We start from the raw sequence: 24,414 nt of genomic DNA, 5'->3' as shown, positions 1-24,414 counted from the left end.
TTTATTATATAAAATGTGAGAATGGAAGCTCACAAAAACAAAACTCAAGGAGGAATAAACAATGAGAATTAACAACAACTTAATGGCAATCAACACGCACAGACAAATGGGTGTAGCTACAAACAGTGCTTCAAAGGGTATGGAAAAATTATCATCAGGTTTAAGAATCAATAGAGGCGCAGATGATGCTGCAGGACTTTCTATCTCAGAGAAAATGAGAGGACAAATCAGAGGTTTAGAGCAAGCTTCAAAAAATGCACAAGATGGTGTATCTTATATTCAAACTGCTGAGGGTGCATTGAATGAAGTTAGTTCTATGTTGACAAGATTAAAAGAACTTACAGTACAAAAGGCGAATGGAACATATAATGCTGATGATAAAACAAACTTAGAGCTTGAGATGACACAACTTGGAACTGAAATTGATGATATTATCAGTAAAACAGAATTCAACGGTACAAAGGTGTTTGCTGGAACGATCAGCGTAGTAGTAAGTGATGATGATACAGATGCGCTTGCTGTTGGAATCAATGTAGCTGGTCAAACTTTAACATCTACATCAACTACTGCAAATGTAGAAACTTCAATTAATACTATTAATACAGCAAGATCAACATTTGGTGCACATCAAAATAGGTTAGAGCATAGAGTAGAGAGTTTAAACACAACTGCAGAAAATCTACAAGCTGCAGAATCACGTATCAGAGATACAGACATGGCAAAGGAAATGAGTACATTAACAAAGAACAATATATTACTTCAAGCTTCTCAAGCAATGCTTGCACAAGCAAACCAAGCTCCTCAAGGAGTAATTCAGTTATTAAGATAATAAAAAATAAGAAGAGGAGGGTGGATGGTTCCACTCTCTTTTTTTATAAGAAAGGATATTTTTATTATAGTGGCTAAGGGGTGATGACATGAAATTAAGTATAGCAATGATGGTAAAGAATGAATCAAAATATCTAGACCAATGTCTCAAAAGCTTACAGCCTATCATGGATGAGATAGATTCTGAGTTGATTATAGTAGATACAGGATCAAAAGATGATACGGTAGAAATAGCCAGAAGGTATACAGATAAAGTCTATTTTCAACCATGGAATAATAATTTTGCAGAGATGAGAAATATAAGTATCAGTTATACTACAGGGGAATGGGTATGGATTCTTGATGCAGATGAAATAGTAAATGACCCGAGCGAAATGATTTCCTTTTTTAAAACAGATCAATACAAAAAATACAATTCAGCATCTGTGATTATAAAAAGCATTTCAGATGAAAATAAAAATTTGAAATATATAACAGTTTCACTGATTCGATTATTTAAAAAAGATGACGAATTAAAGTATGAAGGGGTTATCCATGAACAACCAGTATTTAAAAAGCCAGTATATAGATTGAAAACGGAGTTTACACATTATGGGTATATAAAAACCGATAAAGAACAAATAAAAAGAAAGTTTGAAAGGAATGTATCTCTTCTTAAAGAGCAATTAAAAGAAAATCCTGAGCATGACTATTATTGGTTTCAATTGTCACAATCATATGTAGCTTATGAAGAATATGAAAAAGCATTAGAATATGCTTTGAAAGCTTATGAAGTAGCGAAAGAAAAAAGAAAGTTGAATAAAAGTATGTATATTTATATACAGTTAGTATCAGCATATTTTTGGAATGGTCAGTATGAAGAATTAGAAAAAATATGTGAAGAAGCAATAAAAGAAAGTGGTGGACATATAGATCTGTATTTCTTTTTAGCAAAAGCACAGATGAAAAATTTTAAGAATGAAGAAGCAGTGAAAAATTATCATATATATTTTAAAATGCTAGATCATTATAAATCTGAAGGTATGAAAAATATTCCTTCAGGAGCTTATTCAATAGGGTTTAGTGATCATGCATATGCTGAACTAACTAGATTGTACGATCGGTTAGAAGCATATGATAAGGTTTTATTATATGCTTCTAAAATTAAAGATAGTAGGTATTCAAAAAAAGTATTCTCACAGATTATAAAAGCATATATAAAATTAGACAAATATAGGGATTTAAAAAACAAATATGATAGAGAAATTTTGAACCAAAATAAAGATGTAATCAATGAATTTTTAATGAGTCTAGAACATATAAGATTAAATCTTAGTGAAAAAGAAAATAAAGAAATCATAAAGATTTTTAGTGATGGAGAAGAAAATTATTCGATTTTAAATCAAATAAGAATGAAAATGATAAATCACAAAAAAGATTTAGGAGAAACACTGTTAACAAAAATAAAAAACCTTGACTTTAACACTTTGCCATTCTACTATGGTGATGTTATATATTATCTATTAAAGGAAAAATATTTATTAACCAATATATTATCAAAGGTACCAGAATATAAAATACAAAACTTTATAACCTATTTATCAGAGCAGTATGATGAATTGAGTCATTATATTTTAATACATTTAAATAATCAAGAAATATCAAATGACCTAAATATATTAAGAATAAATAAGGTTTTACAAAAAAATATATTGGTTTTAGGAAAATTAAAGAAAGAAGATTATAAATATGTTTTCAAACAATATATAGAACAAGGAACTAATTATATACAACAAATATACAGCAAGTATATTCTTGAGCATGAATTAATTTATAATGCACGAAATGATGAAGATGCTTTTTTTATGTACATGACTATAGCAGAAAGATATAAAAATTGTGATCAAGTTAAATATATACAATACATAAGAAAAAGTTTGAAAGTATATCCAGATATGTGTGAAGGAGTAGAAATAATAATAGAGGAAATAAATGAACTGAAAAATGAAGAAATTAGAGCAAATAAAGAGTTTGGAGCATATAAAACAAAAATCAAAAGGAGTATTAAAAAACTTGTTGAAGAAGGAAATCTGATAGAAGCCAAAGGTATCATCATTGAATATGAAAAATTAGTAAGTGCGGATATTGAAATTATTAATATAAAAGCAGTAATCGCTATGATGGTCAATGATTTAGATGAAGCTGAGCAGATTTTAATGGAAGGGTTAGAGTTAAAACCTTTTCATTGTGATGTGTTATATAACCTTGCTTATGTATATGAAGCACAAGAAAAATTTATAAAAGCATATAAACAGTATAAAAAGATTATCAAAGTTGCAAATGAAGAAATGATAGATGAAGTTATAAAAAAAATAGAAGAATTAGAAAAGATAGAAGCTGTTAGAGCATATAAAAATGAACAAGGAAAGCATATAAAAGAGTACTAGTAATAACGATAACTATTATGGTCGATAACGGAGAAAAATACATAAAAGAGTATGAAAAAAGTGTTTTAAATCAGAAAATTAATGATAGTGGTGTTTTATTTTTTTAATATAGATGATAGGAATTAAACTTTTTGACGATAATTTATACTTGGTGTAAATTATAAAAAATATAAAGGATGAGATGAGCACATGAAGGTAGTCATTTTAGCAGGCGGATTTGGAACAAGAATAAGCGAGGAAAGTCATTTGAAACCAAAGCCTATGATAGAAATTGGAGACAAACCAATTTTATGGCATATCATGAAGAGTTATAGTTATTATGGATATAATGATTTTATTATTTGTCTTGGCTATAAAGGCTATATGATTAAAGAATTTTTTGCAGATTATTATTTGCATATGTCAGATGTGACTTTTGATTTTTCAAATGAAAATAAAATGACGATTCACAATAATCTATCAGAACCTTGGAAGGTTACTTTGGTAGATACAGGACTTCACACCATGACGGGTGGAAGAATAAAGAGAGTAAAGAAATATATAGGAAATGAAACTTTCATGCTTACATATGGGGATGGTGTATCTGATATAAATATTACTGATTTGTTAAAGTTTCATAAACAAATTGGAAAAACAGCAACACTAACAGCAATACAGCCAGGGGGAAGATTTGGTGTATTAGATATAGAAGATGATAATACAACAATTAAATCTTTTGTAGAAAAAGCGAAAGAAGATGGTGGTTGGATTAATGGTGGGTATATGGTCTTAGAACCAGGAATCTTCGATTACATTGAAGGGGATACTATTATATTGGAGAAGGAACCCTTAGAAAATTTGGCAAAAAAAGAAATGCTAAATGCATATAAGCACTATGGGTTTTGGCAATGTATGGATACTCAAAGAGATAAAGCATTGCTTGAAAGATTATGGGCAGAAAATAATGCAAAATGGAAGGTTTGGTAGCAAGATAGATAGCTGTTGAAAGGAGGACTAGTTTTGAAAATAAGTGTAATTATGATTACATATAATCGAGAAAATTATGTAGATAAAGCGATAGAATCAATTATTGGACAAACATTTAAAAATTTTGAGTTTATTATTGTTGATAATGGTTCAACAGATAAGAGTGGTATAATAGCTAAAGAATTTGCGAAACGGGACAGTAGAATCAAGGTAGTTAATATAAAAAAAAGCAATATTGGTACAGGTAGAAATACAGGTTTGGATAATGCAAAAGGAGAGTATATAACTTTTATTGATGATGATGATGTTGCGAAACCAGATATGCTAGAATTTTTATATAAACTTGCTCTAGATAATAATGCTGAAATTTCAATATGTGGCTCAATGAAGGAGGTAAATGGCGAAATATTATTCAATTATGTTTTTGATGAGTATTTAGTCATGAATGCTGCTCAGGCTGTTGTTGAGATGTTGAAACGAAAGAAATATAGTGTAGGCATGCCTACAAAGTTGTTCAGAAAAGATTTATTTGATAAAATTAGATTTAATGAGTTGAGTAAATATGACGATATTGCAATTGGATACAAATTAGTTGCTTCTTCTAATTTGGTTGTGGCATATGGAAAACCAAAGTATCTTATTCTAAGACACGCAAACAATAACTCTAAATTCACCACTAATGATCTATATATTACGCCTAATCAACTGGAGGAATATTTTAAGGTCTTTCGAGAAAGAACTATATATCTTTCTAATAAACTTCCTGAAATTGCTGATTTTGTACAATATACAGAATGGTCCTATATGATTTCAATGTGTAATAAAATTACTAGAAATAGGCTTGTTCAGTGTTCAGAACAATTAAAGTATGTTAAAAAAACTCTTGCTCAAAACTTTGATAAACTCTACAAGAGTGAGTTTATTGAAGATTTTGAAAAAGAATTGATGAATATGTATATTAGAGGTGATGAATATTTGGAAAAGACTAGAGATTTTAAATATGAAAATTACTCCAAAAATCAACTTGCTTATGTTGTTAATAATTGTATGGATGAAACAAATACTTTTCCTAGAGGTAGAAAATGAAAGACTATAGTTTGATTAAGACATGCTTAATTAATTCGTTTTCAAGAAATTTAAATTGTAAAAATGGGCAGTTAAAAATATATAGAGGTGCGAAGCTAGATTTACATAGCACAGCTAAGATTGATCTAAATGCTGATTTGCACATGAATATGTACCATTTTAAAGGTTCGAAGGCAGAAGGCTATTTAAAGATGCATGAAAATTCTAAGTTGCATGTTAATGGTGAATTTAAAGTTTTCTATGGTTCCACCATACAAATATTTAAAGATGCTGAATTGACTATTGGAAAAGGATATATTAATTCAAATTCTGTTATTGCTTGTAGTAAAAACATTTGTATTTGTGATGGAGCAACGATTGCAAGAGGAGTATATATATATGATGGAGATCATCATAAAATACAAGATGACAAAGGCAATACATTGAATCCTTCGAAGCCAATATTTATTGGTGAAAATGTTTGGATAGGAACAAACTCGGTAATATTGAAAGGAGTTGATATTGGCAAAGGTTCAATTGTTGCAGCTGGATCTGTGGTTACAAAAAATGTTCCACCAAATACTATAGTAGCAGGTGTACCAGCTAAAATAATAAAATATATTCAAAGATGGGGTTAAATATGATTAATATTCAGTCAGAAATATGTAATGGGTGTGCAGCTTGTAGTAATATTTGTCCAGTAGACGCAATAAAAATGGATTATGATCAAGAAGGGTTTTTATATCCTTTTTTTGATAGTACGATATGTATAAAATGTGAACAATGCCTAAAAGTTTGCCCAGTAATCAATGAACAAAAAGAACAAAAAACTTCACGATTAAGAACATTTGCCGCATGGTCAAACAATAATGAAATACGACTATTAAGTACCTCGGGGGGTATTTTTTCTGAATTAGCGCTTAAAGTTTTACAAAAGGGTGGTTGTGTTTCAGGAGCAAAATATACTAAAGGGTTTGTTGTTAAACATGATTTGATTAATATTGAAAGTGAACTTCATCAACTAATGCAGTCAAAATATGTTCAAAGTGAAATTGGCTATATATATCGATTAATTAAGAAAAAGTTAGAAGAGGATAGGTGGGTTCTTTTTGTTGGAACACCATGTCAAGTAGTAGGATTATCTAACTATTTAACAAAGAAATATGATAATTTAATTTTAGTAGATTTTATCTGTAGAGGTGTTAATTCAGGAAAAGCATTCAAATGTTACTTAGAAAGCTTAATGAATGAGTATGACTCTGAAATAAAAAGAGTTTGGTTTAAGAACAAGAAAAATGGATGGAATAAATTTGGAACGAAGATTGATTTTTTAAATGGGGAATACTATTTCGCTGACAGATATAAAGATCCTTTTATGGTGGGATATTTAAAACATAATCTTTATATGCGGCCATCTTGTCATCAATGTAAGTTTAAGTCGGTTGAAAGAAATTCGGATATAACACTTGCAGACTATTGGGGAGTTAAATTGCGGGACGAGTCTTTAGATATAGAAAAAGGGACATCGTTGATTATTGCTCATAGTGAGAAGGCCCTAAAAATAATTGATGAAATTAAAAGTAATATTTATTTAGAAGAAAGTTCTTTAGAAGAGGCAATAACTAACAATCTTTGCGCGATAGAATCAACAAAAGCTGGTCAATATCGCAATTACTTTTTTGAAAAAGTAAAAGAAACTGATTTTTTAGATTTGATTAATAAGATAACTGATATGGAGGCAAAACAATGAATAAAAAGGATGAATTAAACTTATTAAGAAGTGGTATAGTTATTACGCTTAGATGTACGCTGAAGTGCAAATTATGTGGTGGTTACGCACCATATTATGCTATTCCACCACATTTTTCATATGAAGAGATTAAAGAAACGGTTCAGAATTATTTTTCTATCATAAACTATGTTGAAGATTTTTCAATTACAGGTGGAGAGCCTTTATTACATAAAGATTTAGATAAAATTCTAAAAAGTGTTATTGAATATAGTGATCAAATTGGAAGAATTTTAATTTTAACAAATGGAACTATAGAGTTTTCTGATGATGTTATTAATGTAATAAAAAGCAATAAAAAGTGTCATGTAACTATTAGTGACTATGGTAAATTGTCATCTAAAGTAGATCATATAGTTAATGAATTAGAAAAAAATAATATATCATATAGAGTTATAGAATATAGTGGTAATAATACTTTCTGTGATGGTTGGGTAGATTATGGAGATCATAAGAAGAAACACTTTACACAAGAAGAAATTGATGAAAAAGCTAGAAAATGTGCTATCAGGAATAGGAAGGTTTCAATAGTTATAAATGGGGAACTGCATAGTTGTGGAAGATCTATGAGAAGAATGGAGTTAGGCATTATCCCTAAGAATCCAAATGAATATGTTGACTTAAATGATAAGAAAGTATCAATTGAAGAGAAAAGGCTAAGAATTAATAGGATGTATGAATCAGTGAGTACTACATCATGTGCCTATTGTAATGGTTTGTGTGAGGATTCAGAACGATTCCCATCGGCAGAACAACTATAAGGAGTGAGAATTAATGGAACATGTTAATACGAATCATCAGCTTAATCTAAAAGGAACAGGATTGACTAGTACGTTGCGTTGTTCATTAAAATGTAAATTGTGCTGTACGTTTTCTCCTTATTATAATCCAGCACTGCACTTTACTGTTGATAAAATAAAGAGAACAGTGGATAAATATTTTGAGATAGTCAATCATGTTGGAAAGTTCACAATATCAGGTGGGGAACCTTTTTTGCATCAAGAACTTGATTTAATTATTGAACATATTTCAAACTATTTTGATAGGATAGATATCTTTGAAATAATTACTAATGGCACAATTATACCAAATGATAAGTTAATAAGAACGATGGCTAAATTTAAGGAAAAGGTCAATATCATGATTGATGAATATGGTGATTTGTCAAAAAAAGTAGCAGATATTAAGGCTTGCTTTGATAAAAAAGAGATTTCTTATAGAATCCGAAATTATGGTAAAGAGAATCCACACTGTGGAGGCTGGGTGGATTTTGGTGATTTTAGTCGCAAACATTATTCAGAAGAAGAAACTATTGAAAAATTTAATAAATGTGCATATCCAAGAAAGCTCCAGTTTTGTTTTTCAATTATGAATGGAGAAATTCATCCATGTACACCATCTAGAAGATGTATGGAATTAGGAATTATTAAGAAAGATAAAAGTGAATATATTGACTTGTTTGATGAACAAGTATCTGTTGAGGAACAAAGACAGAAGTTTATTTCAATTCTTAACAAAAGTTATTTGTCTGCATGTGCCTACTGCAATGGATTATGTGATGATTCAGAAAGGTTTGTACCAGCTGAACAATTAAGTGAGTAATGGAATAATACTCAAGTATGGAGGTGTTTTTTTGAACATAGAAAAAAGTGGATTATTTAAGATGCATAGGTGTGGAATCATCATCACATATCGATGTAATTTAAGGTGTAAACTATGTACTGCATATTCGCCTTATTACGAAATACCCCCTCATTTTAATTTTGAAGAACTTAAAAAATCAATTGATAAATACTTTGAAATTGTTGATTATGTTGAAAAGTTTACGATATCAGGTGGAGAACCGATGGTTCATAAAGAGTTAGATTCAATAATAAGCCATACTATACGTTATTCTGAGAAAATCGGTTTTATCGAGATTATTACAAACGGTACGGTTGTACCAAATGAAAAGTTGATTGATGCGATTATGGAAAAAAGAAGTAAAATTAAGTTTTTAATAGATGATTATGGCAAAGATTTATCAATTAAAGTAGATGAAATAAGTAATATATTTGATGAACTTAAAATACAATATCAGGTTAGAAATCATGTGACTGAAGATGGTCATTGTGGTGGATGGATTGATTTTGGTGATTTCAGTCAGAAATTATATACAAATGAAGAGAAAGAAAAATTATTCGAAAAATGTGCTATTCCTCAAAAAATGAAATTTTGTTTTACAATTAAACAGGGCGAAATTCATCCTTGTGGGCCCTCATATCGATGTATTGAATTAGGCAAGATTAAAAAAATACCAGAAGAATATGTGGATTTATTTGAAGATATATCGATTCATGAAAAGCAACAAAGAATTTGTAAAATGCAAAATTTAAAGTCATTGCAAGCATGTGCTTTTTGTAATGGTATGTGTGAGGATTCCCTGAGATTTCGTGCAGCGGAGCAACTTGAATAGAATTGGGGAGAAAAAGAATGCCAAAAGTAACGATTTTTACTCAAGCATATAATACCGAAGATTATATAGTTCGCTGTATAGAAAGTGTCTTGAATCAAACACTTGATGATTTCGAGTATATTATTGTAGATAATGGTTCTACTGATGGAACTAAAAAAATTATTCAAGACTATGCAAAACAAGATGGTAGAATTCGAGCGATTCGCTTTGAAGACAATATAAGAGGGTTTTGGCCTGGATTTGTAAAGAAGGAAGCAAAAGGCGAATATTTTACAAACTTGGATTCAGATGACTGGATTGAAAATGATTTTTTGGAAGTGCTTATTCGTTTTATGGAAAGAGAAAAAATAGATATTGCAGTAGCCGGATCATGTTTTCACTATGAAGAAATAGGTAAAAAAGGATACAGGAAAATTGATAGTGAGTTAACGATAGATCAAAGTACAATGACTTATCATTTTGGAGTTTTATATCAATTTTTGAGAACTGTATGGGGGAAAGTATTCCGAATGAACATCATTAAAGAAATTGAATTTTCTGATTTTGAAGAAATCTATAAAACTGGCTATGGTGGTGATACAGTTTACTGTTTTGATGCATTAGAACTAACAAACCACATAGGAATTACAGATAAAGTTTTACATCATTATTTAGTAAGAAGGCGATCCACATCGTCTATGTTTAATAATAATAGAGTAAAATCTGATGTTTTTTTATTTAAAAAGGCTGAAAATTATCTAAAAAAATTTGGGGAAATAAGTGTAGAAAATTATAGCGTTGTATACTTAGTATATATGAATGCCATGATTGATTCTCTTGAAGTTGTTTTGCGTTCAAATTTATCCAATGCAGATAAAATAGTAGAAATCAATAGAATATTAAAAGAAAATTTGTCTCGTCTAGTTATTGGAGCTATTCATGAAAGCGAACGACTTAACACAACGAAAGTAAAAATAATGCAGTTAGTATTTGAGATAAATACGCAACTGTTAACTAAAGAAATTCCAATCGAGACAGTAGTTGATTTATTATTGTTATTAAATAATAACTATAAAGAATTTGTTAATACGCAAACAATTAAATTGTATTTAAAAGAGAAGAATTTTTTAGTTGAGACAATAAGTTTTGATAACAAATCACTATTTAAAACATCGATTAACTTATTAGAGGATGAATTGTTAGGAGAAGTGTTATGGGAATCTATCAAAGAAATATTTAGCAAATATACTTTGTTAGGTTGGATTGATAGTAAATCGTTTGTTGTACGATATCGTGAGTTTATTTTTGAATTGTTTGAATATAAAAATGTATTTGCCCTAGAGAAGATGTATCATTATATTTCAAGGAATAAAGAAGTTCAAGATGAAGAAAAACTACTATTTCTTTTTGTGAACACTGCTGCTTATGTTGAAAATGAAGAATTTTTTATTTATGCTAAAAAAATTCAATGTGATTACTATTTAAAAAATAAAAAATATGAGGAAGCAAAGATTGTGTTAGGAGATTTGATGGATATGTGCCCAGATGATGAAGATGTAATTAATTTTAAAAACGTTTGGGAGGGTTCAATGTATGAATAAGTATTTATTATATGGACATGGAGGATCGTATAATCACGGAGCAGAGGCAATAACTAAAGAGACAATTAAGTGGATTAAAGCCTTTGACTCAAATGCATATATTATATTATCTACACACTTTAAAAAACAAGATTGCTTGTTTGGTATGCCAGTAAATCAATATTGCGAACCTGATTATGAACTTTTGGTATATGATAAAAAGACAAAAGGAAAAGGAATAAATGATAAAAAAATATATGCAGATACATTGAAAGTAATTGATAAAGATACAATCTGCGTATCAGTAGGGGGAGATAATTATTGTTATGATAATTGGCATCGGTGGAAAATAATACATGAATATGCAATAGAATGTGGTGCAAAAAGTATTCTATGGGGGTGTTCCATTGATCCATCATTGTTAAATGATGAAATGATAGAAGTACTAAGTAGTCATCATTTAATTACAGTAAGAGAAAGCTTGACTTATGGGTTGCTTAAAGAAAATGGATTGACAAATTTGGTTTTGTGTCCAGATATAGCTTTTATGTTACAACCAAAAGAAATTAAATTGAATAAACTTATAAAAAGCGGAGATACTGTGGCAATAAATGTAAGCCCTTTAGTAATGAGAAGAGAAGAACAAAGTGGAATTGTTGTTGAAAATATAATATACACAATTGAGTATATTATTGAAAATACTTCAATGAATATTGCTTTAATACCGCATGTTGTGATGCCAACAGATAATGATTTTGAAGTGTTAAATCGGATATATAAGATGGTACATAGACCAGATCGAGTAACTATAATAAGTGATGGTTTAGAGGCAGCAGAATACAAATATATTTTTTCAAACTGTAGGTTTAGTATTTGTTCAAGAACGCATGCGTCAATAGCATCATATTCATCGCTTATTCCTACACTAGCAATCGGGTATTCTATAAAAGCAAGAGGAATTGCTAAAGATTTGGGTCTTAGTGAATATGTTTTACCCATTGAAAATATAAGAAAAAAGGACGATATTGTAACGATGATAAAAAGAATGGAAAGAAATGAAATTGAAATAAAGGAAATCTTGAGAGAAAAGATACAAGATATAAAAACTAGAGTTTCTGTGATTCCTATTAATCCTTTTCAAAAGGTTCTAGATGTTCAGAAATAACTTTCGATAAGTGTAATTTTTTTAAAATATTTGCCATGTATTATTTATTAAATTTCAAATATAAGCGTCAAATTATACCTATATATCAGAAATATTGATAGTATGAGATAATACACCGAAAGAAACATTAGGAGGTGTATTTTTTCATGAACTACAAGTCAAATAAAGAATTATGGCTACAGTGTGGGACAGATTTTAAAAGTAGCGGATATCAGTGATTTGATTAGTCGTTATTTTTTTAAATTGGCATTCGTGTGGGAGTGGATCTTACCATGGTAGCAAGTGTTCAGTATTAGATTTTAAACAACATCTAAAGTTACATAAATTTTTGCCGATAAAATAAATAGAAGCATATTTTAGAGGCGTGCATATATTGCACAAAGGAGGTCGACAAACAAATGAGTGGTATAAGAATAGGTGGAATGGCTTCGGGGATGGATACGGAGACAATGGTAAAAGAGCTCATGAAAGCTGAAAGTGCGAAGGTAGATAAGGTAGAACAATCTAAACAGCTGACTTTATGGAGACAAGAAGCGTATAATGATTTAAATAAAGATTTTGCAAACTTTATATTAGATACGAAGAAGGACTTTGGACTCACGACTACATCTGTAAGCAATCTAGATTGGGTGAAGGGGGTTACATCATCTAATGAAAGTATAGCTACTGCAAGTGCAGCGGCAAATGCGATAGATGGTACATATAATATAACTGTACATAAATTGGCAGATACTTTCTCAGCAGCTAGTAAAAGTAATATTACTACAGGTACAGACAAAACATCTATTGCAAATCAGTTTAGTGATATAACGACTGGTACTGTAACATTTAGCATAGAAACTCAAAAAAATGAAGGAACACCTCAAACATTTACTTTTGATGTTACAACAAAATCTATGGATGATATTGTAAAGGAAATCAACAATGCTGATTTAGGAGTAACAGCAGTTTACGATAGTAGTATAGATAGATTTTTTATTCAAACAGAGGAGACTGGATCTGAAAACTGGATTAAGATAAATGATACTACTTCTATAGACGGAAAGAATTTTATAAATGATAGATTAAAGCTTGCTTATGATAACGGGGGCGTTTTAACGGATCTTGAAAATAATACGCAAAAATTAGGGGAAGATGCACTAATAGATTTTGGTGCTGCTACCAATATAACCCAATCATCCAATCAATTCACGATCAATGGAATAGATCTAAATTTAAAGAGTACGGGAAGTATTACAGTGAAGACGGATACAGATGTGGATGCGATATATGCAAAGATAAGTAGTTTTGTTGAAAAGTATAATGCTTTGATTGACAAAACAGGGAAAAAATTAGTTGAGAAAAAGTACAGAGATTATGCGCCATTAACTGCTGATCAGAAAAAAGAACTTTCAGACAAGGACGTTGAGAGATGGGAAAGCAAGGCTAAAAGTGGTCTTTTAAGAAGTGATAATACATATACAAGGACTATGTCTAATATGAGAATCGGACTTTATGAAGCTGTAGAGGGTGTATCTGGAAGCTATGAAAATCTATTTGATATAGGCATCACGACAGAAAAATATGCTACTGGCACAGTAGGTGGAAAGCTTCAAATAGATGAAGAGGATTTAAAAGAAGCAATAAGAAACGATGCAGATGGCGTATTAGATCTTTTATTTAAACAAGCAGATACTTCATCAATAGCTGGTTATGATGTGATGACTGATGCAGAGAAAGAAAAGGCAGTTGGACAGAATAGTGGGTTAGTAACGAGGCTCTATGATACCATGATAGATGGAATGAAGGAAGTCATCAATAAAGCAGGAACGGGAGATGATGTTACATTATATAGAAATGTTCAGTCAAATATGCTCCTTGATTTTGTAAAAAATTATAGTAGTATCAGTATGATTGATAAAGATATAACTAGTGTAAATAAAAAAATAAGTGACATGAATAATCGTTTAACAAAGCTAGAAAATAGTTATTGGAAAAAGTTTACTGCTATGGAAAAGGCTATAGCTAATATGCAGTCACAGAGTGCATCTCTAGCTTCTATGTTGGGCTAAATGTAAAAAAAGCAAAGAGAGAAGGTGATTTGGTGGCTTTGAAGAATCCTTATGAAAAATATCAAAATAACGCTATTATGGCAGCACGTCCGGAAGAATTAACGTTGATGTTGTATAATGGCGCAATCAAGTTTATTAATCAAGCTAAATTATTTATGGATGAGAAAAATATACAAAAATCGCATAATGTACTTATGAGAGCCCAAGAGATTATAGCAGAGTTAAATGCTACTTTGAATATGAAGTATGACATATCAAAAAACTTAAGAAGTATGTATGAATATATACTAAATCGATTAATGGAAGCAAATATGAAGAAAGATACAACTATTTTAGATGAAGTATTAGAGTATGTAACAGAATTGAGAGATGCTTGGCAAGAAGCGATAAAAATTCCCAAAAAAAAGTAGGGCGTTCTGAAAGTCAAACAAATTTTTAGCAGGGATAGAATGAAAATGTCAGTACAGCCTTATGTAGGAGCAAATATAGATATAAAATTATAAGAACTAAGGTGGCGAATAAAAATGAAAATTGAGGGAAGCGTTAGAATACAACAACAAGCTAATTATGGAAATCAAAATAGCGAAAGAAAGGCTCTTCAACAAACACAGCAAGTAGAGTATATTCAAAAAAGCAATACACGCTTACCAGGAGAGAAGCAGTTGATTGAAGCCATTGAAAGATCGAATAAGGACTTAAAGCTGACAGATACAAGCTTGAAATTTTCGATACATGAAAAGACAAAAGAAGTAATTGTAAAAATAATAGATAATAATACAAAGGAAACAATCAAAGAGATTCCATCAGAGGAAATACTAGACATGGTCGCATCAATGATAGAAAGAAATGGACTATTTTTAGATGAGAAGGCATAAAAAACTACCTTAATTGAGGTAGTTTTTTTATATAAAAATATCCATAAGGAGTCCGCGGATATCGTCGATTTTTTTGAGAACTTTGATTCTATCCGCTTCTTCTTTTAAAAATGCATTCGTGAGGGATGCTAATTCACGATCTACCTGTTTTACTTGGCTTAATACACGATGGCGGCCTCTGCGATCTAAAAAACTATCTCTAGAAAAAGCGTGGGAATTGTTTATAGCTACATCTAAAAACTCTCTTACCAGTTTTTTATATTCAACTAGGTCTTTTAAATACAGCTTATCTCCAAATTTTTCTGACTGTTCGTTTATTTTATCAAATAATGCCTGAGAATGTTCTCTTACCTTATCTGATTTTATTTTTTCGAATTTTTCTAAAAAAGTATTGTTAAGCATTTCTTTATTTGGGTTTATAAGATTCGTTGTTTTTTTCATATGATTGGGATGAATGGGTTTTATTGTATTCAGAAATAACACATCCTTTCTATCAGGAATACTAATTTGATTATCGGCAGTTTTATGTTAATCCTTAAGGGGTTTTATCTAAAGAAAGTGAAAGATTTCGTCGATAAATATGTGTAAGAAATAATAAAGGTGGTGCAAGAATGAAAAATTTTATAAATTTGAACTACCTCAGTGTGCAGAAGCGTTTAGGTTTAGCAGTAAAAAAAACCTTTGATATAAATGGTTTTTTAGTAAATAAAGATCATAATACGGTAAAAGTGGATATAGGAAACAGGGTAATAGAAGCAGTATTGAAAAATCCAATAAAAGAAAATGTGGGAAATCATATACTCATTGATAAATCCAATATTATTTCTATGAAGATTTGTGACAAAAGCGAGGAACTAAAGACACAACATCAAAATAGCTATGAAGAAACTTTAAAAATGTATGGGATTGAGAGCAATAATGAGACATTAGAATCTTTTAAAACACTAGAAAAATTCAATGTACCTGTAGATAAGAATGCCATTGAAACACTTATAGCAACCCAAAAATATTTTGATACCATCAAACAGAATTTAACTTATGATATGACTATAAAACTCATAGATAAAAGTATTGATGTGGAGCATGATTCTATTCAAAAGGTAGCAGATGCAGTAGAAGAGATAAAAGCAGAAGATGAGATTTCTGCAATTTTAAAGTTTCTAAATGGAAGAAAAGAGCTTACAACAGAACAAGCACAGGAGATTGCAAGAAAAATTTATGGCAGTAGCATGGGAAAAGATATTACGAATATTATCAAATCCCTTTATAAAGAAGGTACCAATATTACAAAAAATACGATAGAAGAAGTGTATAATGTATTTTATAAGTTAGACAAACTTGAGGGAGTAGAGACGGATAATTTTGTAGAACTTTATAAAAAGGGTAATGAACTTACTATTGAAAATCTGTATAATCAAAAGCAGTATGTAAAAGAAGGGTCTATTCCTGCTGAAGAAGGGGTTTCAGCTTATGCAACCGCTGTTTATGAAGAAAATACACTCCAGATTAAGAAGACAGAAGAAAAAGATTTATGTAGGATGGATGAGAAGATACGATTTCTGCTAAAGGACATGAACATAGAGCCAACAGAGGAAACCATGAAATTAGCAAAAGAAATGATCCGGAAGGGAACTTCTCTTACAAAAGAAAATATCAATGAAATTTTAGCGATGAAGAAAGCCTTAAAAGATTTGATAGAAAAATTCAACATAGAAGATGCATCAAAAATGCTAAAAAGAGGAATGAATCTTGAAAAGACAGATATTCGAGAAATGGCAAAGCTAATAGGTGAGCTTACTGAAGGGAAAAGTGAGCAAGTTAAAAATATGGTTGATCATATAGATAGAATTAAAGAGATTCAAATAAGACTAGAAAATTTAAAAGAAATAAAAGATACGGATTTAGTAAAACTTTTGAAGAATAAAGTGGAGTTTCAATTAAATAAAATTGAAAAGGTAGTTTTCCATCAAAAACCTCAAAATCAAAGTATGTATTTAAAAGATCATAATAGGATAGATTACCCTGTTAAAAAGGGTGTAGATCAAATATATAAGGTTAGTCAGATTTTTCATAAAATTAAAACGTTGGATTTCAATCAAATTGCATCCCATGTGTCAAAAGGAATAATAATGACACTAAAAACCATTGGGGATACCTATGAAGGATTGAAAGGTACAAACAATGAGATCAATAAAACAGATACGCAACAAATAAACAATTACTTGAATACCTATAAAGAAGATCTAAATGAAATATCTCAGCCATTAGCGCAAATAATGGATGCAAGTAAGGCGTTATTGCAAAATAAAGTGGGACTAAGTATCTCGAATATGCAGTATGCTTTTGAAGCCTATGGTCAGTATAATAGGATACGTACAAGTCTTACATCAAAAATGATAATGGATAGCATTCAAGAAAAGGAAGATTTGTATAATATGAAATTGGAAGCATTAGACAGCTATGTGATGAAAAAAGTTTTAAAGGGAGATCCTACAAACACGCATCAAGAAAGCTTCAAAGAGGAATCTTCCAAATACGAAGAAGTCCTTAATGACGAACCAAAAATAAAACTAGAGGGTGTGAAAGAATTAGTAGGAAATATTACAAAAATAGGGAAAGAAGAAATGTCCATATTACCGCTAATGATCAATAATCATATGGATTTGTCATTAAAAGAAATGGAAAGCATGAGCTTTCTTTTGAAAAATCAGCAGCAATTGGGTCAAAAAATCGGCGAAGTTCTTCAATTTTTAGGGAATGTGCAGGACCCAAAGTTGAGAGAGGAACTGTTAAAGTTAGAAAGATTATCAAAAGATTTATCAAGAAGGTTAAAAAATGGCATTCCAGGTATTGGTAAAGCTTATCATGAGTTGTTAGGCTACATAGAGGATATGCAAAAGGAGAAGTCTTTTTCTGAAGAAGGAAATAAAGAATTAAAAAAACAGATGGAAGATATGAGAGCATCTCTTCAAATGCAAAAAAAAATCAATAAGAAAAATTTCTTGCAGCAATTACCAATTATAGTAGGTAATGAAATTAAAAATTTGCAAATCTATGTGCCTCCTACTAGTATGAATAAGGAAACAAGAAATATGCCTTTAACTGTGCTAATGAATTTAGATACAAATAACTTGGGACAGATACATATGGCCCTAAAAATCAATAAAAAAGAAGTGGATTTGGCTATAGGAGTAGAAGCAAATAAAGGAAAGGAGCAGTTAAAAAAGCAGGTTTCTTTTTTAGAAGAGATGTTGCACAATGGTGGATATACTTTGAAAGATGTATCATTTAAGGTGAAAGACGATATATATCTCACAGAGGAAATGAAGGGGGAGAATAAAAGGAGAGAAAATACTTTTTTAGATATTACCCTCTAGAAGGAGAAAAATATGGAAAAAATCAAGAAAATAGTTTCTAGAAAGAGGATAGAAAAGGCATACTACTTAGAAGAATATCCTTCTATGGATACAAAAAGCCAAGAAGATCGTGCTATATCCGAAGAGAAAAATCAGTTATCGGACGAGTTTTATAAGACGATGGGTAAAATATTGATGTTTGTGGAAAAAGCAGATGAACCATTATAAAAATAAAGTTAATAGGAATGGAGTGATAAAATGGACCTAAAAGTACTGATAGATGAATTAATATATGCTTCACAAAAGAAGGAAATGAATCTCAAAACGCTCTTAGATTTGACCATAGCACAAAAAAGTTTTATCAAAAATGGGGACTTAGATAAATTGGCAACTGCCATTAGTCAAAAGCAGTCTACCATAGAAAAAATTAATCAGATGGATATAGATTTTTTAAACGGCTATAATCGATTAAAAAGATCTTTAGGGGTTACATCTATCGAAGACATAGATGTAGTGAAATATCCAGCATTAAAAGAATTAAAACTGAATATTAGTAATATTATGGGATTGTTGAAACAAATAGAAGAAATAGATCAAAACAATACAAAAAATTTGAAGATAGATTTTGAAAAAGTAAAGATGGATATGAAAAAATTAAAAGAAAAAAAGCAAAGTACTAAGATTGCATCGAGCTATACAAAAAAATATGCACAAGTACAAGGGGTATTTATTGATCATAAATAGAGTGTGCAGGGGATACAACAAATTTTACCTCTTGCAAAAACATAAAAAACAATATATAATATATTACGCACGGTTTAGGTCTGTGGTTGCAAGTCCATGCCAGTCGCAGGCAAAAGGATCCACGTAAGGTAGTTTTAAAAAAGAAACTAGTGAGCATGGTGCGGCTTAGAGGTAAGACCTGCCAGTAAAAAACTGAGAGAATCAGTAGTGATGGTAACCCCAGAGCGAAAGTTCCAGCAGGCGAGTGTGGGGTCAAAGACCAGGTCAGCTAAACATGTGTGATTTTTTAAAATAGGAATATAAGATAAGCAAAATCCTTGATGTAAATATTAAGGATTTGTTTTTTTGTGTAAGAAAAGATTACAAAATATTTGAGAATATTTTCCTATAATACTACATATATTAATAAGTTGTAAAAATATACTGTTACTTGAGCATGAAAAATAGAAAAGAAGATTTATGGAGAATGATGCATAAATAGGGTATAAAAGTATTACAATTTATTCCAAATAGCGTCAAAAAAATACTTGTCCACGAAAAATACACAAACTTTTCCACAGATAAAAAGTGTGGAATACAGATTATCAACAGTATTATCCACACTACCCACATAAAAATATGTAACAGCTTATTATATTGTGGACAAGTTGTATAAATTAATAAAATTACATATACTGTATAAAGGGAAGATGCATATTTTACATAAAAGTATAAGTATAAGGTGAAATGTTTAGAAAATTCTGTGGATAAAATAGTGGATGCTGTTGAAAAGTCCTGTAATAAAAAATAAAAATATTTGTTTGAGACCCTCTACAGTGGGTAAAATATAAATATAAACTTTGTCCTAATGATTGATCAGTATTTAAAAAAATTAAAGGAAATATATTAAGGATCTAAGGAATAATATATAAAAGTGGAACTAGATTTTAATTACAGTTTGGAAAGAGTTAAATTTGAGTTAATTAGGATTAGCTCATTGATTATATATGCTGGAAGGAGCTGAAGTATATGATAATAAAAGTAAGTGGAAAAAATTTAGAAGTTACAGATGCACTAAAGGATATGATAGAAGGGAAACTTGAAAGGTGTGGAAAATACTTTAAGGAGGATACAGAGGCTCAAGCAACATTAAGTGTAGAAAAAAATAGACAAATTATTGAGATTACAATTCCAATGAATGGATCAATTCTTCGCGCAGAAGAAGTTACAGAGGATATGTATACATCAGTGGATAAAGCAGTAGATAAATTAAATAGACAAATTCGAAAATATAAAACAAGATTAGAAAAAAGAAATAAGGGGCATGACACGATTCGGTTTGAGAATATTCCCAATTTAGAAGGGGGTTATGGTGAAGATGCGAAAATCGTAAAAACAAAGCGTTTTCCAGTAAAACCTATGGATGCGGAAGAAGCTATATTGCAAATGGAACTTTTAGGACATAATTTCTTTGTATTTACAAATGGGGATACAGATGATGTAAATGTAGTTTATAAAAGAAAAGATGGAAACTATGGATTAATAGAACCAACATTTTAATAAAGAGCAGCGAAAGCTGCTCTTTTTAGTTGTAAGCAACGAAAATTTGAAATAAGTTCTTTGAAATTTCGTTGGTGAAATGAGCAGTTAAGATAGTAGAATATGAATTTCTATTACAAAAAATGTTAAAAAATAAAGGAAAAAGCATGATAAAAATAGAATTATAGTAAAAATTGGCTTCTAGGGAGTGGTGTAAATTGTTAATTGAAGGAATAGGTATGGGACTATTAATCGGAAAAATAAGAGGGGGTAAAATAAGCAATTTGAGATTGTTATCTATAAGGGCATGGCCATTGATTCTAATTTCCTTTACACTTCAGCTGGCGCTTGTTTTTTCTAGTAAAATTCATTTTTTATTGAAATATGGGGGATTCATCTACGATATTTCTTTACTACTTTTAGTTGTTCTATTGGTTATGAATACAAGTAAAAAATGGATATGGGTCATACTGATAGGAGTAATTATGAACTTAATGGTGATTAGCTTTAATGGTGGAAAGATGCCGATATCTATTGAAAGTTTAAGTTTAGCAGGAAAGTATGCTACCATAGAAGGCATAAAAAGTGGAGAAATTTTAAGATATGTTCCTTTGAATGAAGCGCAGGGGATTACGAAGCTACTTGCTAAATATATTGTGATTCCAAAACCATATCTTTTGTCAAAGGTTATGAGCGTAGGGGATTTATTGGTTAGTTTAGGTTTTGTTTTGTTTATACAAGGAGAAATGATCAGAAATAGATTTGCTAGCAATTCGTTGAAAATGATAAAAATTCCATACAGAGGGAAATAATAAGGAGGAATAAAGATTCTTCCTTTTTTTAAAACAATATTTGCCTTTTCACGATGGTATTGTTATGTTAAAATGAAGGGTAGAGTAATATGTACTCCTTTAGAGAGGATGAGGATAAATGAATTTCTTAGAAAAGATATTTGGAAGTTTTAATGATAGAGAAGTAAAAAAATTATTTAAGACTGTGGATCAAATTGAGGCATTAGAAGAAAAAATAAAAAAATTAACAGATGTAGAATTAAAAAATAAAACAACTGAATTTAAAGATGCAATTAAAGAAGGAAAAACACTAGATGAATTACTTACTGAAGTCTTTGCTGTAGTAAGAGAAGCTGCATGGAGAACCTTAGGGATGAGACACTTTCCTGTACAGCTCTTAGGGGGTATTGTACTGCATCAAGGAAGAATTGCAGAAATGAAGACCGGAGAAGGAAAAACATTAGTTGCAACAGCCCCTGTATATTTGAATGCGTTAGAAGGAAAAGGGGTACATGTTGTAACCGTAAACGACTATTTAGCAAAACGGGACATGGAATGGATGGCGAAGATTTATAATTTTTTAGGACTTTCTATAGGTTGTCTTGTTCATGGGATGAATAATGAAGAAAAAAGAGCTGCTTATAATGCAGACATCACCTATGGTACAAATAATGAATTTGGATTTGACTATTTGAGAGACAATATGGTCACATATAAAAAGGAAATGGTACAAAGGCCCCTAAACTATGCCATCGTGGATGAGGTAGATAGTATTTTGGTAGATGAAGCTAGAACACCTTTGATTATCTCGGGTGCAGGAGAAAAGTCAACAAAACTTTATTTTATTGTGGATCAATTTGTAAGGAGTCTTAAAAAAGAAACAGATTATGTGATTGATGAAAAAGCAAGTACGATTGTTTTGACAGATGAACCAGGTGGCGCTGTTGAAAAGGTAGAAAAGTTTTTTGGCATTGAAAATCTTGCAGATCCAGAAAATATGGAAATATCCCATCACGTGAATCAAGCATTACGCGCACATAATCTGATGAAGCTAGATAAGGATTATGTTGTGAAGGATGGAGAAATTGTTATTGTTGATGAATTTACAGGAAGACTGATGTTTGGACGAAGATATAGTGATGGTTTGCATCAAGCGATAGAAGCAAAAGAAGGATTAGAGGTACAAAGAGAATCAAAGACACTCGCTACGGTTACGCTTCAAAACTATTTTAGAATGTATAATAAATTATCGGGTATGACAGGTACTGCAAAGACAGAGGAAGATGAATTTAAGCACATCTATAATATGGATGTTGTAGTCATTCCAACAAATAAACCGATTCAAAGAAAAGATTTACCTGATTCTATCTATAAAACAGAGTCAGGAAAATTTGATGCGGTTATTCGTCAAATTATAGAAAAACATCAAAATGGTCAGCCGGTACTTGTAGGGACAATATCTATAGAAAATTCTGAAACTTTGAGTAAAATGCTTAAGAAACAGGGAATTACGCATGAAGTATTAAATGCAAAGCAACATGAAAGAGAAGCAGAAATTGTTTCTCAAGCAGGAAGATATGGTGCTGTAACGATTGCTACGAATATGGCAGGTCGTGGTACAGATATTGTTTTAGGTGGAAATTATGAATTCATGGCAAAAAAAGAATTGAAGAAAAAAGGATATAGCGATACGATTCTTTCTATGGTGACAAGCTTTGCGAAAACAGAGGATGAAGAAATTATAGAAGCGAGAAAACTTTATAATGAGATTTATGAAAAAATAAAGGTTACTACAGATGCAGAACGAGATAAGGTAGTCGCAGCTGGTGGTCTTCATATTATGGGTACAGAGAGACATGAATCAAGAAGGATTGATAACCAGTTAAGGGGACGTTCAGGGCGCCAGGGAGATATGGGTGCATCTCAGTTTCATATTTCATTAGAAGATGATTTGATGCGACTCTTTGGTAGTGAAAGGATACAAGGGGTTGTAGAGAAATTAGGGATGGAGGATGACCAGCCTATTGAGGCAGGAATCCTTTCGAAATCTATTGAGAGTGCTCAAAAGAGGGTAGAAGGCAGAAACTTCTCCATAAGAAAACATGTTCTCCAATACGATGATGTAATGAATAAGCAAAGAGATGTTATGTATAAAGAAAGAAAAAGAGTTTTAGAAGGAGAGAATTTAAGAGAGCATATTATGGGTATGTTATCGAGTGTAGTAGATGCTACAGTTGTAACATATACAGCAGAAGCAAAATACCCAGAAGAGTGGAACTTAAAAGGCATAGAAGAGTATTTGCATACTATATTCTTGCCGAAGGAAAGTCTTGTATTTGAGGATTTAATGGATATGACAATAGAAGACCTAAAGAATAGAATCATGGGGTTGGCAGACGAATTATACAAAATGAAAGAAGATGAAGTGGGCGAAGAGAAAATGCGTGAATTAGAACGAATGATTTTACTTCGCGTGGTAGATACAAAATGGATGGATCATATTGATGCGATGGATCAGCTGAAACAAGGTATTGGACTTAGAGCTTATGGACAGGAAGACCCTGTACGTGCTTATCAAATTGAAGGGTTTGATATGTTTGAAGCAATGACGGAAAGCATTCAAGAAGATACGTTGAAATATTTATTTAATGTAACAGTTCAAACAGAAACAGAAAGGAAACAAGTGGTCAAAGTTACAGGGACTAGTGGAACCGATGAAGGCGATAATAAAAAGCCTTTTGTAAAGGGAAAGACGATCGGTAGAAATGATTCTTGTCCTTGTGGAAGTGGGAAAAAATACAAGAAATGTTGTGGAAAATAAAATAT

The 24,414-nt window shown here is 30.8% G+C and carries 21 protein-coding genes; 20 read left to right on the top strand and 1 reads right to left on the bottom strand.

The features are described 5' to 3' along the window. The first annotated feature begins 61 nt into the window (after positions 1 to 61). The 14 genes from EV214_RS07755 (at position 62) to EV214_RS07690 (ending at position 15,179) form a co-directional block, all read left to right on the top strand. A complete protein-coding gene (locus tag EV214_RS07755; protein WP_132244428.1) occupies positions 62 to 829 on the top strand; it encodes a flagellin N-terminal helical domain-containing protein in 768 nt (255 codons plus the stop codon). An 88-nt stretch (positions 830 to 917) separates the two neighbouring features. After that, positions 918 to 3,254, top strand: coding sequence for a glycosyltransferase (locus EV214_RS07750; RefSeq protein ID WP_132244426.1), 2,337 nt, complete (start codon positions 918 to 920; stop codon positions 3,252 to 3,254). A gap of 189 nt (positions 3,255 to 3,443) precedes the next feature. Next, on the top strand, positions 3,444 to 4,220 hold the full coding sequence (gene rfbF / locus EV214_RS07745) for a glucose-1-phosphate cytidylyltransferase (protein WP_132244424.1): 777 nt from the start codon (positions 3,444 to 3,446) through the stop codon (positions 4,218 to 4,220). A 33-nt stretch (positions 4,221 to 4,253) separates the two neighbouring features. After that, positions 4,254 to 5,306: a glycosyltransferase family 2 protein gene (locus EV214_RS07740; RefSeq protein WP_243116594.1), complete on the top strand. Its 1,053-nt coding sequence runs from the start codon at positions 4,254 to 4,256 to the stop codon at positions 5,304 to 5,306. Next, positions 5,303 to 5,923, top strand: coding sequence for an acyltransferase (locus EV214_RS07735; RefSeq protein ID WP_132244422.1), 621 nt, complete (start codon positions 5,303 to 5,305; stop codon positions 5,921 to 5,923). Before EV214_RS07740 ends, EV214_RS07735 begins: the two co-directional genes overlap by 4 nt. A gap of 2 nt (positions 5,924 to 5,925) precedes the next feature. After that, complete coding sequence (locus tag EV214_RS07730) at positions 5,926 to 7,035, top strand: Coenzyme F420 hydrogenase/dehydrogenase, beta subunit C-terminal domain (RefSeq protein WP_165916296.1); 1,110 nt, start codon at positions 5,926 to 5,928, stop codon at positions 7,033 to 7,035. Then, positions 7,032 to 7,835 carry a radical SAM protein gene (locus EV214_RS07725; protein WP_132244418.1) on the top strand — a complete coding sequence of 268 codons (804 nt, stop codon included), beginning with the start codon at positions 7,032 to 7,034 and terminating at the stop codon, positions 7,833 to 7,835. Before EV214_RS07730 ends, EV214_RS07725 begins: the two co-directional genes overlap by 4 nt. 13 nt (positions 7,836 to 7,848) lie before the next feature. Beyond that, the gene (locus EV214_RS07720) at positions 7,849 to 8,676 is read left to right on the top strand and encodes a radical SAM protein (protein ID WP_132244416.1); all 828 of its coding nucleotides are present in this window, start codon (positions 7,849 to 7,851) and stop codon (positions 8,674 to 8,676) included. Between the two features lie 31 nt (positions 8,677 to 8,707). Beyond that, positions 8,708 to 9,529, top strand: coding sequence for a radical SAM protein (locus EV214_RS07715; RefSeq protein ID WP_132244414.1), 822 nt, complete (start codon positions 8,708 to 8,710; stop codon positions 9,527 to 9,529). A gap of 17 nt (positions 9,530 to 9,546) precedes the next feature. Next, entirely contained in the window at positions 9,547 to 11,109 is a 1,563-nt protein-coding gene (locus EV214_RS07710) for a glycosyltransferase family 2 protein (protein ID WP_132244412.1), read from the top strand. Continuing rightward, entirely contained in the window at positions 11,102 to 12,253 is a 1,152-nt protein-coding gene (locus EV214_RS07705; protein WP_132244410.1) for a polysaccharide pyruvyl transferase family protein, read from the top strand. The genes EV214_RS07710 and EV214_RS07705 overlap by 8 nt, the downstream gene beginning before the upstream one ends. A 398-nt stretch (positions 12,254 to 12,651) precedes the next feature. Continuing rightward, positions 12,652 to 14,304: a flagellar filament capping protein FliD gene (gene fliD / locus EV214_RS07700; RefSeq protein WP_132244408.1), complete on the top strand. Its 1,653-nt coding sequence runs from the start codon at positions 12,652 to 12,654 to the stop codon at positions 14,302 to 14,304. 32 nt (positions 14,305 to 14,336) lie between these two features. Further along, positions 14,337 to 14,714, top strand: coding sequence for a flagellar export chaperone FliS (fliS, locus tag EV214_RS07695; protein ID WP_207669652.1), 378 nt, complete (start codon positions 14,337 to 14,339; stop codon positions 14,712 to 14,714). A 114-nt stretch (positions 14,715 to 14,828) separates the two neighbouring features. Further along, a complete protein-coding gene (locus EV214_RS07690) occupies positions 14,829 to 15,179 on the top strand; it encodes a flagellar protein FlaG (RefSeq protein WP_132244406.1) in 351 nt (116 codons plus the stop codon). 27 nt (positions 15,180 to 15,206) lie between these two features. Here EV214_RS07690 and EV214_RS07685 read toward each other — a convergent pair whose 3' ends face one another. After that, a complete protein-coding gene (locus tag EV214_RS07685) occupies positions 15,207 to 15,662 on the bottom strand; it encodes a YaaR family protein (protein ID WP_243116593.1) in 456 nt (151 codons plus the stop codon). A 128-nt stretch (positions 15,663 to 15,790) separates the two neighbouring features. Here EV214_RS07685 and EV214_RS07680 point away from each other — a divergent pair, with 128 nt between their 5' ends. From EV214_RS07680 to secA, 6 genes are all read left to right on the top strand, one after another. Beyond that, a complete protein-coding gene (locus EV214_RS07680) occupies positions 15,791 to 18,556 on the top strand; it encodes a DUF6240 domain-containing protein (protein ID WP_132244402.1) in 2,766 nt (921 codons plus the stop codon). A 12-nt stretch (positions 18,557 to 18,568) separates the two neighbouring features. Beyond that, the gene (locus EV214_RS07675; protein WP_132244400.1) at positions 18,569 to 18,763 is read left to right on the top strand and encodes a hypothetical protein; all 195 of its coding nucleotides are present in this window, start codon (positions 18,569 to 18,571) and stop codon (positions 18,761 to 18,763) included. A 30-nt stretch (positions 18,764 to 18,793) separates the two neighbouring features. Continuing rightward, positions 18,794 to 19,279, top strand: a complete 486-nt coding sequence (gene flgN, locus EV214_RS07670; protein WP_132244398.1) for a flagellar export chaperone FlgN — start codon at positions 18,794 to 18,796, stop codon at positions 19,277 to 19,279. Positions 19,280 to 20,287: 1,008 nt separating this feature from the next. After that, the gene (hpf, locus tag EV214_RS07665; protein ID WP_132244396.1) at positions 20,288 to 20,818 is read left to right on the top strand and encodes a ribosome hibernation-promoting factor, HPF/YfiA family; all 531 of its coding nucleotides are present in this window, start codon (positions 20,288 to 20,290) and stop codon (positions 20,816 to 20,818) included. A 197-nt stretch (positions 20,819 to 21,015) separates the two neighbouring features. Then, a complete protein-coding gene (locus tag EV214_RS07660) occupies positions 21,016 to 21,609 on the top strand; it encodes a DUF5317 domain-containing protein (RefSeq protein WP_132244394.1) in 594 nt (197 codons plus the stop codon). A gap of 118 nt (positions 21,610 to 21,727) precedes the next feature. Then, the gene (secA, locus tag EV214_RS07655) at positions 21,728 to 24,409 is read left to right on the top strand and encodes a preprotein translocase subunit SecA (RefSeq protein ID WP_132244392.1); all 2,682 of its coding nucleotides are present in this window, start codon (positions 21,728 to 21,730) and stop codon (positions 24,407 to 24,409) included. Positions 24,410 to 24,414: the final 5 nt, after the last annotated feature.

Source organism: Marinisporobacter balticus, assembly GCF_004345705.1.
Classification (GTDB): Bacteria; Bacillota; Clostridia; order Peptostreptococcales; family Thermotaleaceae; genus Marinisporobacter; species Marinisporobacter balticus.
The sequence above is the reverse complement of the archived record's forward strand: the minus strand, read 5'-3'. Positions and strand labels throughout refer to the sequence as shown.

Excerpts from the sequence above, each read along its gene's own strand:
- EV214_RS07755 (WP_132244428.1), top strand. The coding sequence starts at position 62 with ATGAGAATTAACAACAACTTAATGGCAATCAACACGCACAGACAAATG.
- EV214_RS07750 (WP_132244426.1), top strand. The coding sequence starts at position 918 with ATGAAATTAAGTATAGCAATGATGGTAAAGAATGAATCAAAATATCTA.
- rfbF (WP_132244424.1), top strand. The coding sequence starts at position 3,444 with ATGAAGGTAGTCATTTTAGCAGGCGGATTTGGAACAAGAATAAGCGAG.
- EV214_RS07735 (WP_132244422.1), top strand. The coding sequence starts at position 5,303 with ATGAAAGACTATAGTTTGATTAAGACATGCTTAATTAATTCGTTTTCA.
- EV214_RS07730 (WP_165916296.1), top strand. The coding sequence starts at position 5,926 with ATGATTAATATTCAGTCAGAAATATGTAATGGGTGTGCAGCTTGTAGT.
- EV214_RS07725 (WP_132244418.1), top strand. The coding sequence starts at position 7,032 with ATGAATAAAAAGGATGAATTAAACTTATTAAGAAGTGGTATAGTTATT.
- EV214_RS07720 (WP_132244416.1), top strand. The coding sequence starts at position 7,849 with ATGGAACATGTTAATACGAATCATCAGCTTAATCTAAAAGGAACAGGA.
- EV214_RS07710 (WP_132244412.1), top strand. The coding sequence starts at position 9,547 with ATGCCAAAAGTAACGATTTTTACTCAAGCATATAATACCGAAGATTAT.
- EV214_RS07705 (WP_132244410.1), top strand. The coding sequence starts at position 11,102 with ATGAATAAGTATTTATTATATGGACATGGAGGATCGTATAATCACGGA.
- fliD (WP_132244408.1), top strand. The coding sequence starts at position 12,652 with ATGAGTGGTATAAGAATAGGTGGAATGGCTTCGGGGATGGATACGGAG.
- EV214_RS07690 (WP_132244406.1), top strand. The coding sequence starts at position 14,829 with ATGAAAATTGAGGGAAGCGTTAGAATACAACAACAAGCTAATTATGGA.
- EV214_RS07680 (WP_132244402.1), top strand. The coding sequence starts at position 15,791 with ATGAAAAATTTTATAAATTTGAACTACCTCAGTGTGCAGAAGCGTTTA.
- EV214_RS07675 (WP_132244400.1), top strand. The coding sequence starts at position 18,569 with ATGGAAAAAATCAAGAAAATAGTTTCTAGAAAGAGGATAGAAAAGGCA.
- flgN (WP_132244398.1), top strand. The coding sequence starts at position 18,794 with ATGGACCTAAAAGTACTGATAGATGAATTAATATATGCTTCACAAAAG.
- hpf (WP_132244396.1), top strand. The coding sequence starts at position 20,288 with ATGATAATAAAAGTAAGTGGAAAAAATTTAGAAGTTACAGATGCACTA.
- secA (WP_132244392.1), top strand. The coding sequence starts at position 21,728 with ATGAATTTCTTAGAAAAGATATTTGGAAGTTTTAATGATAGAGAAGTA.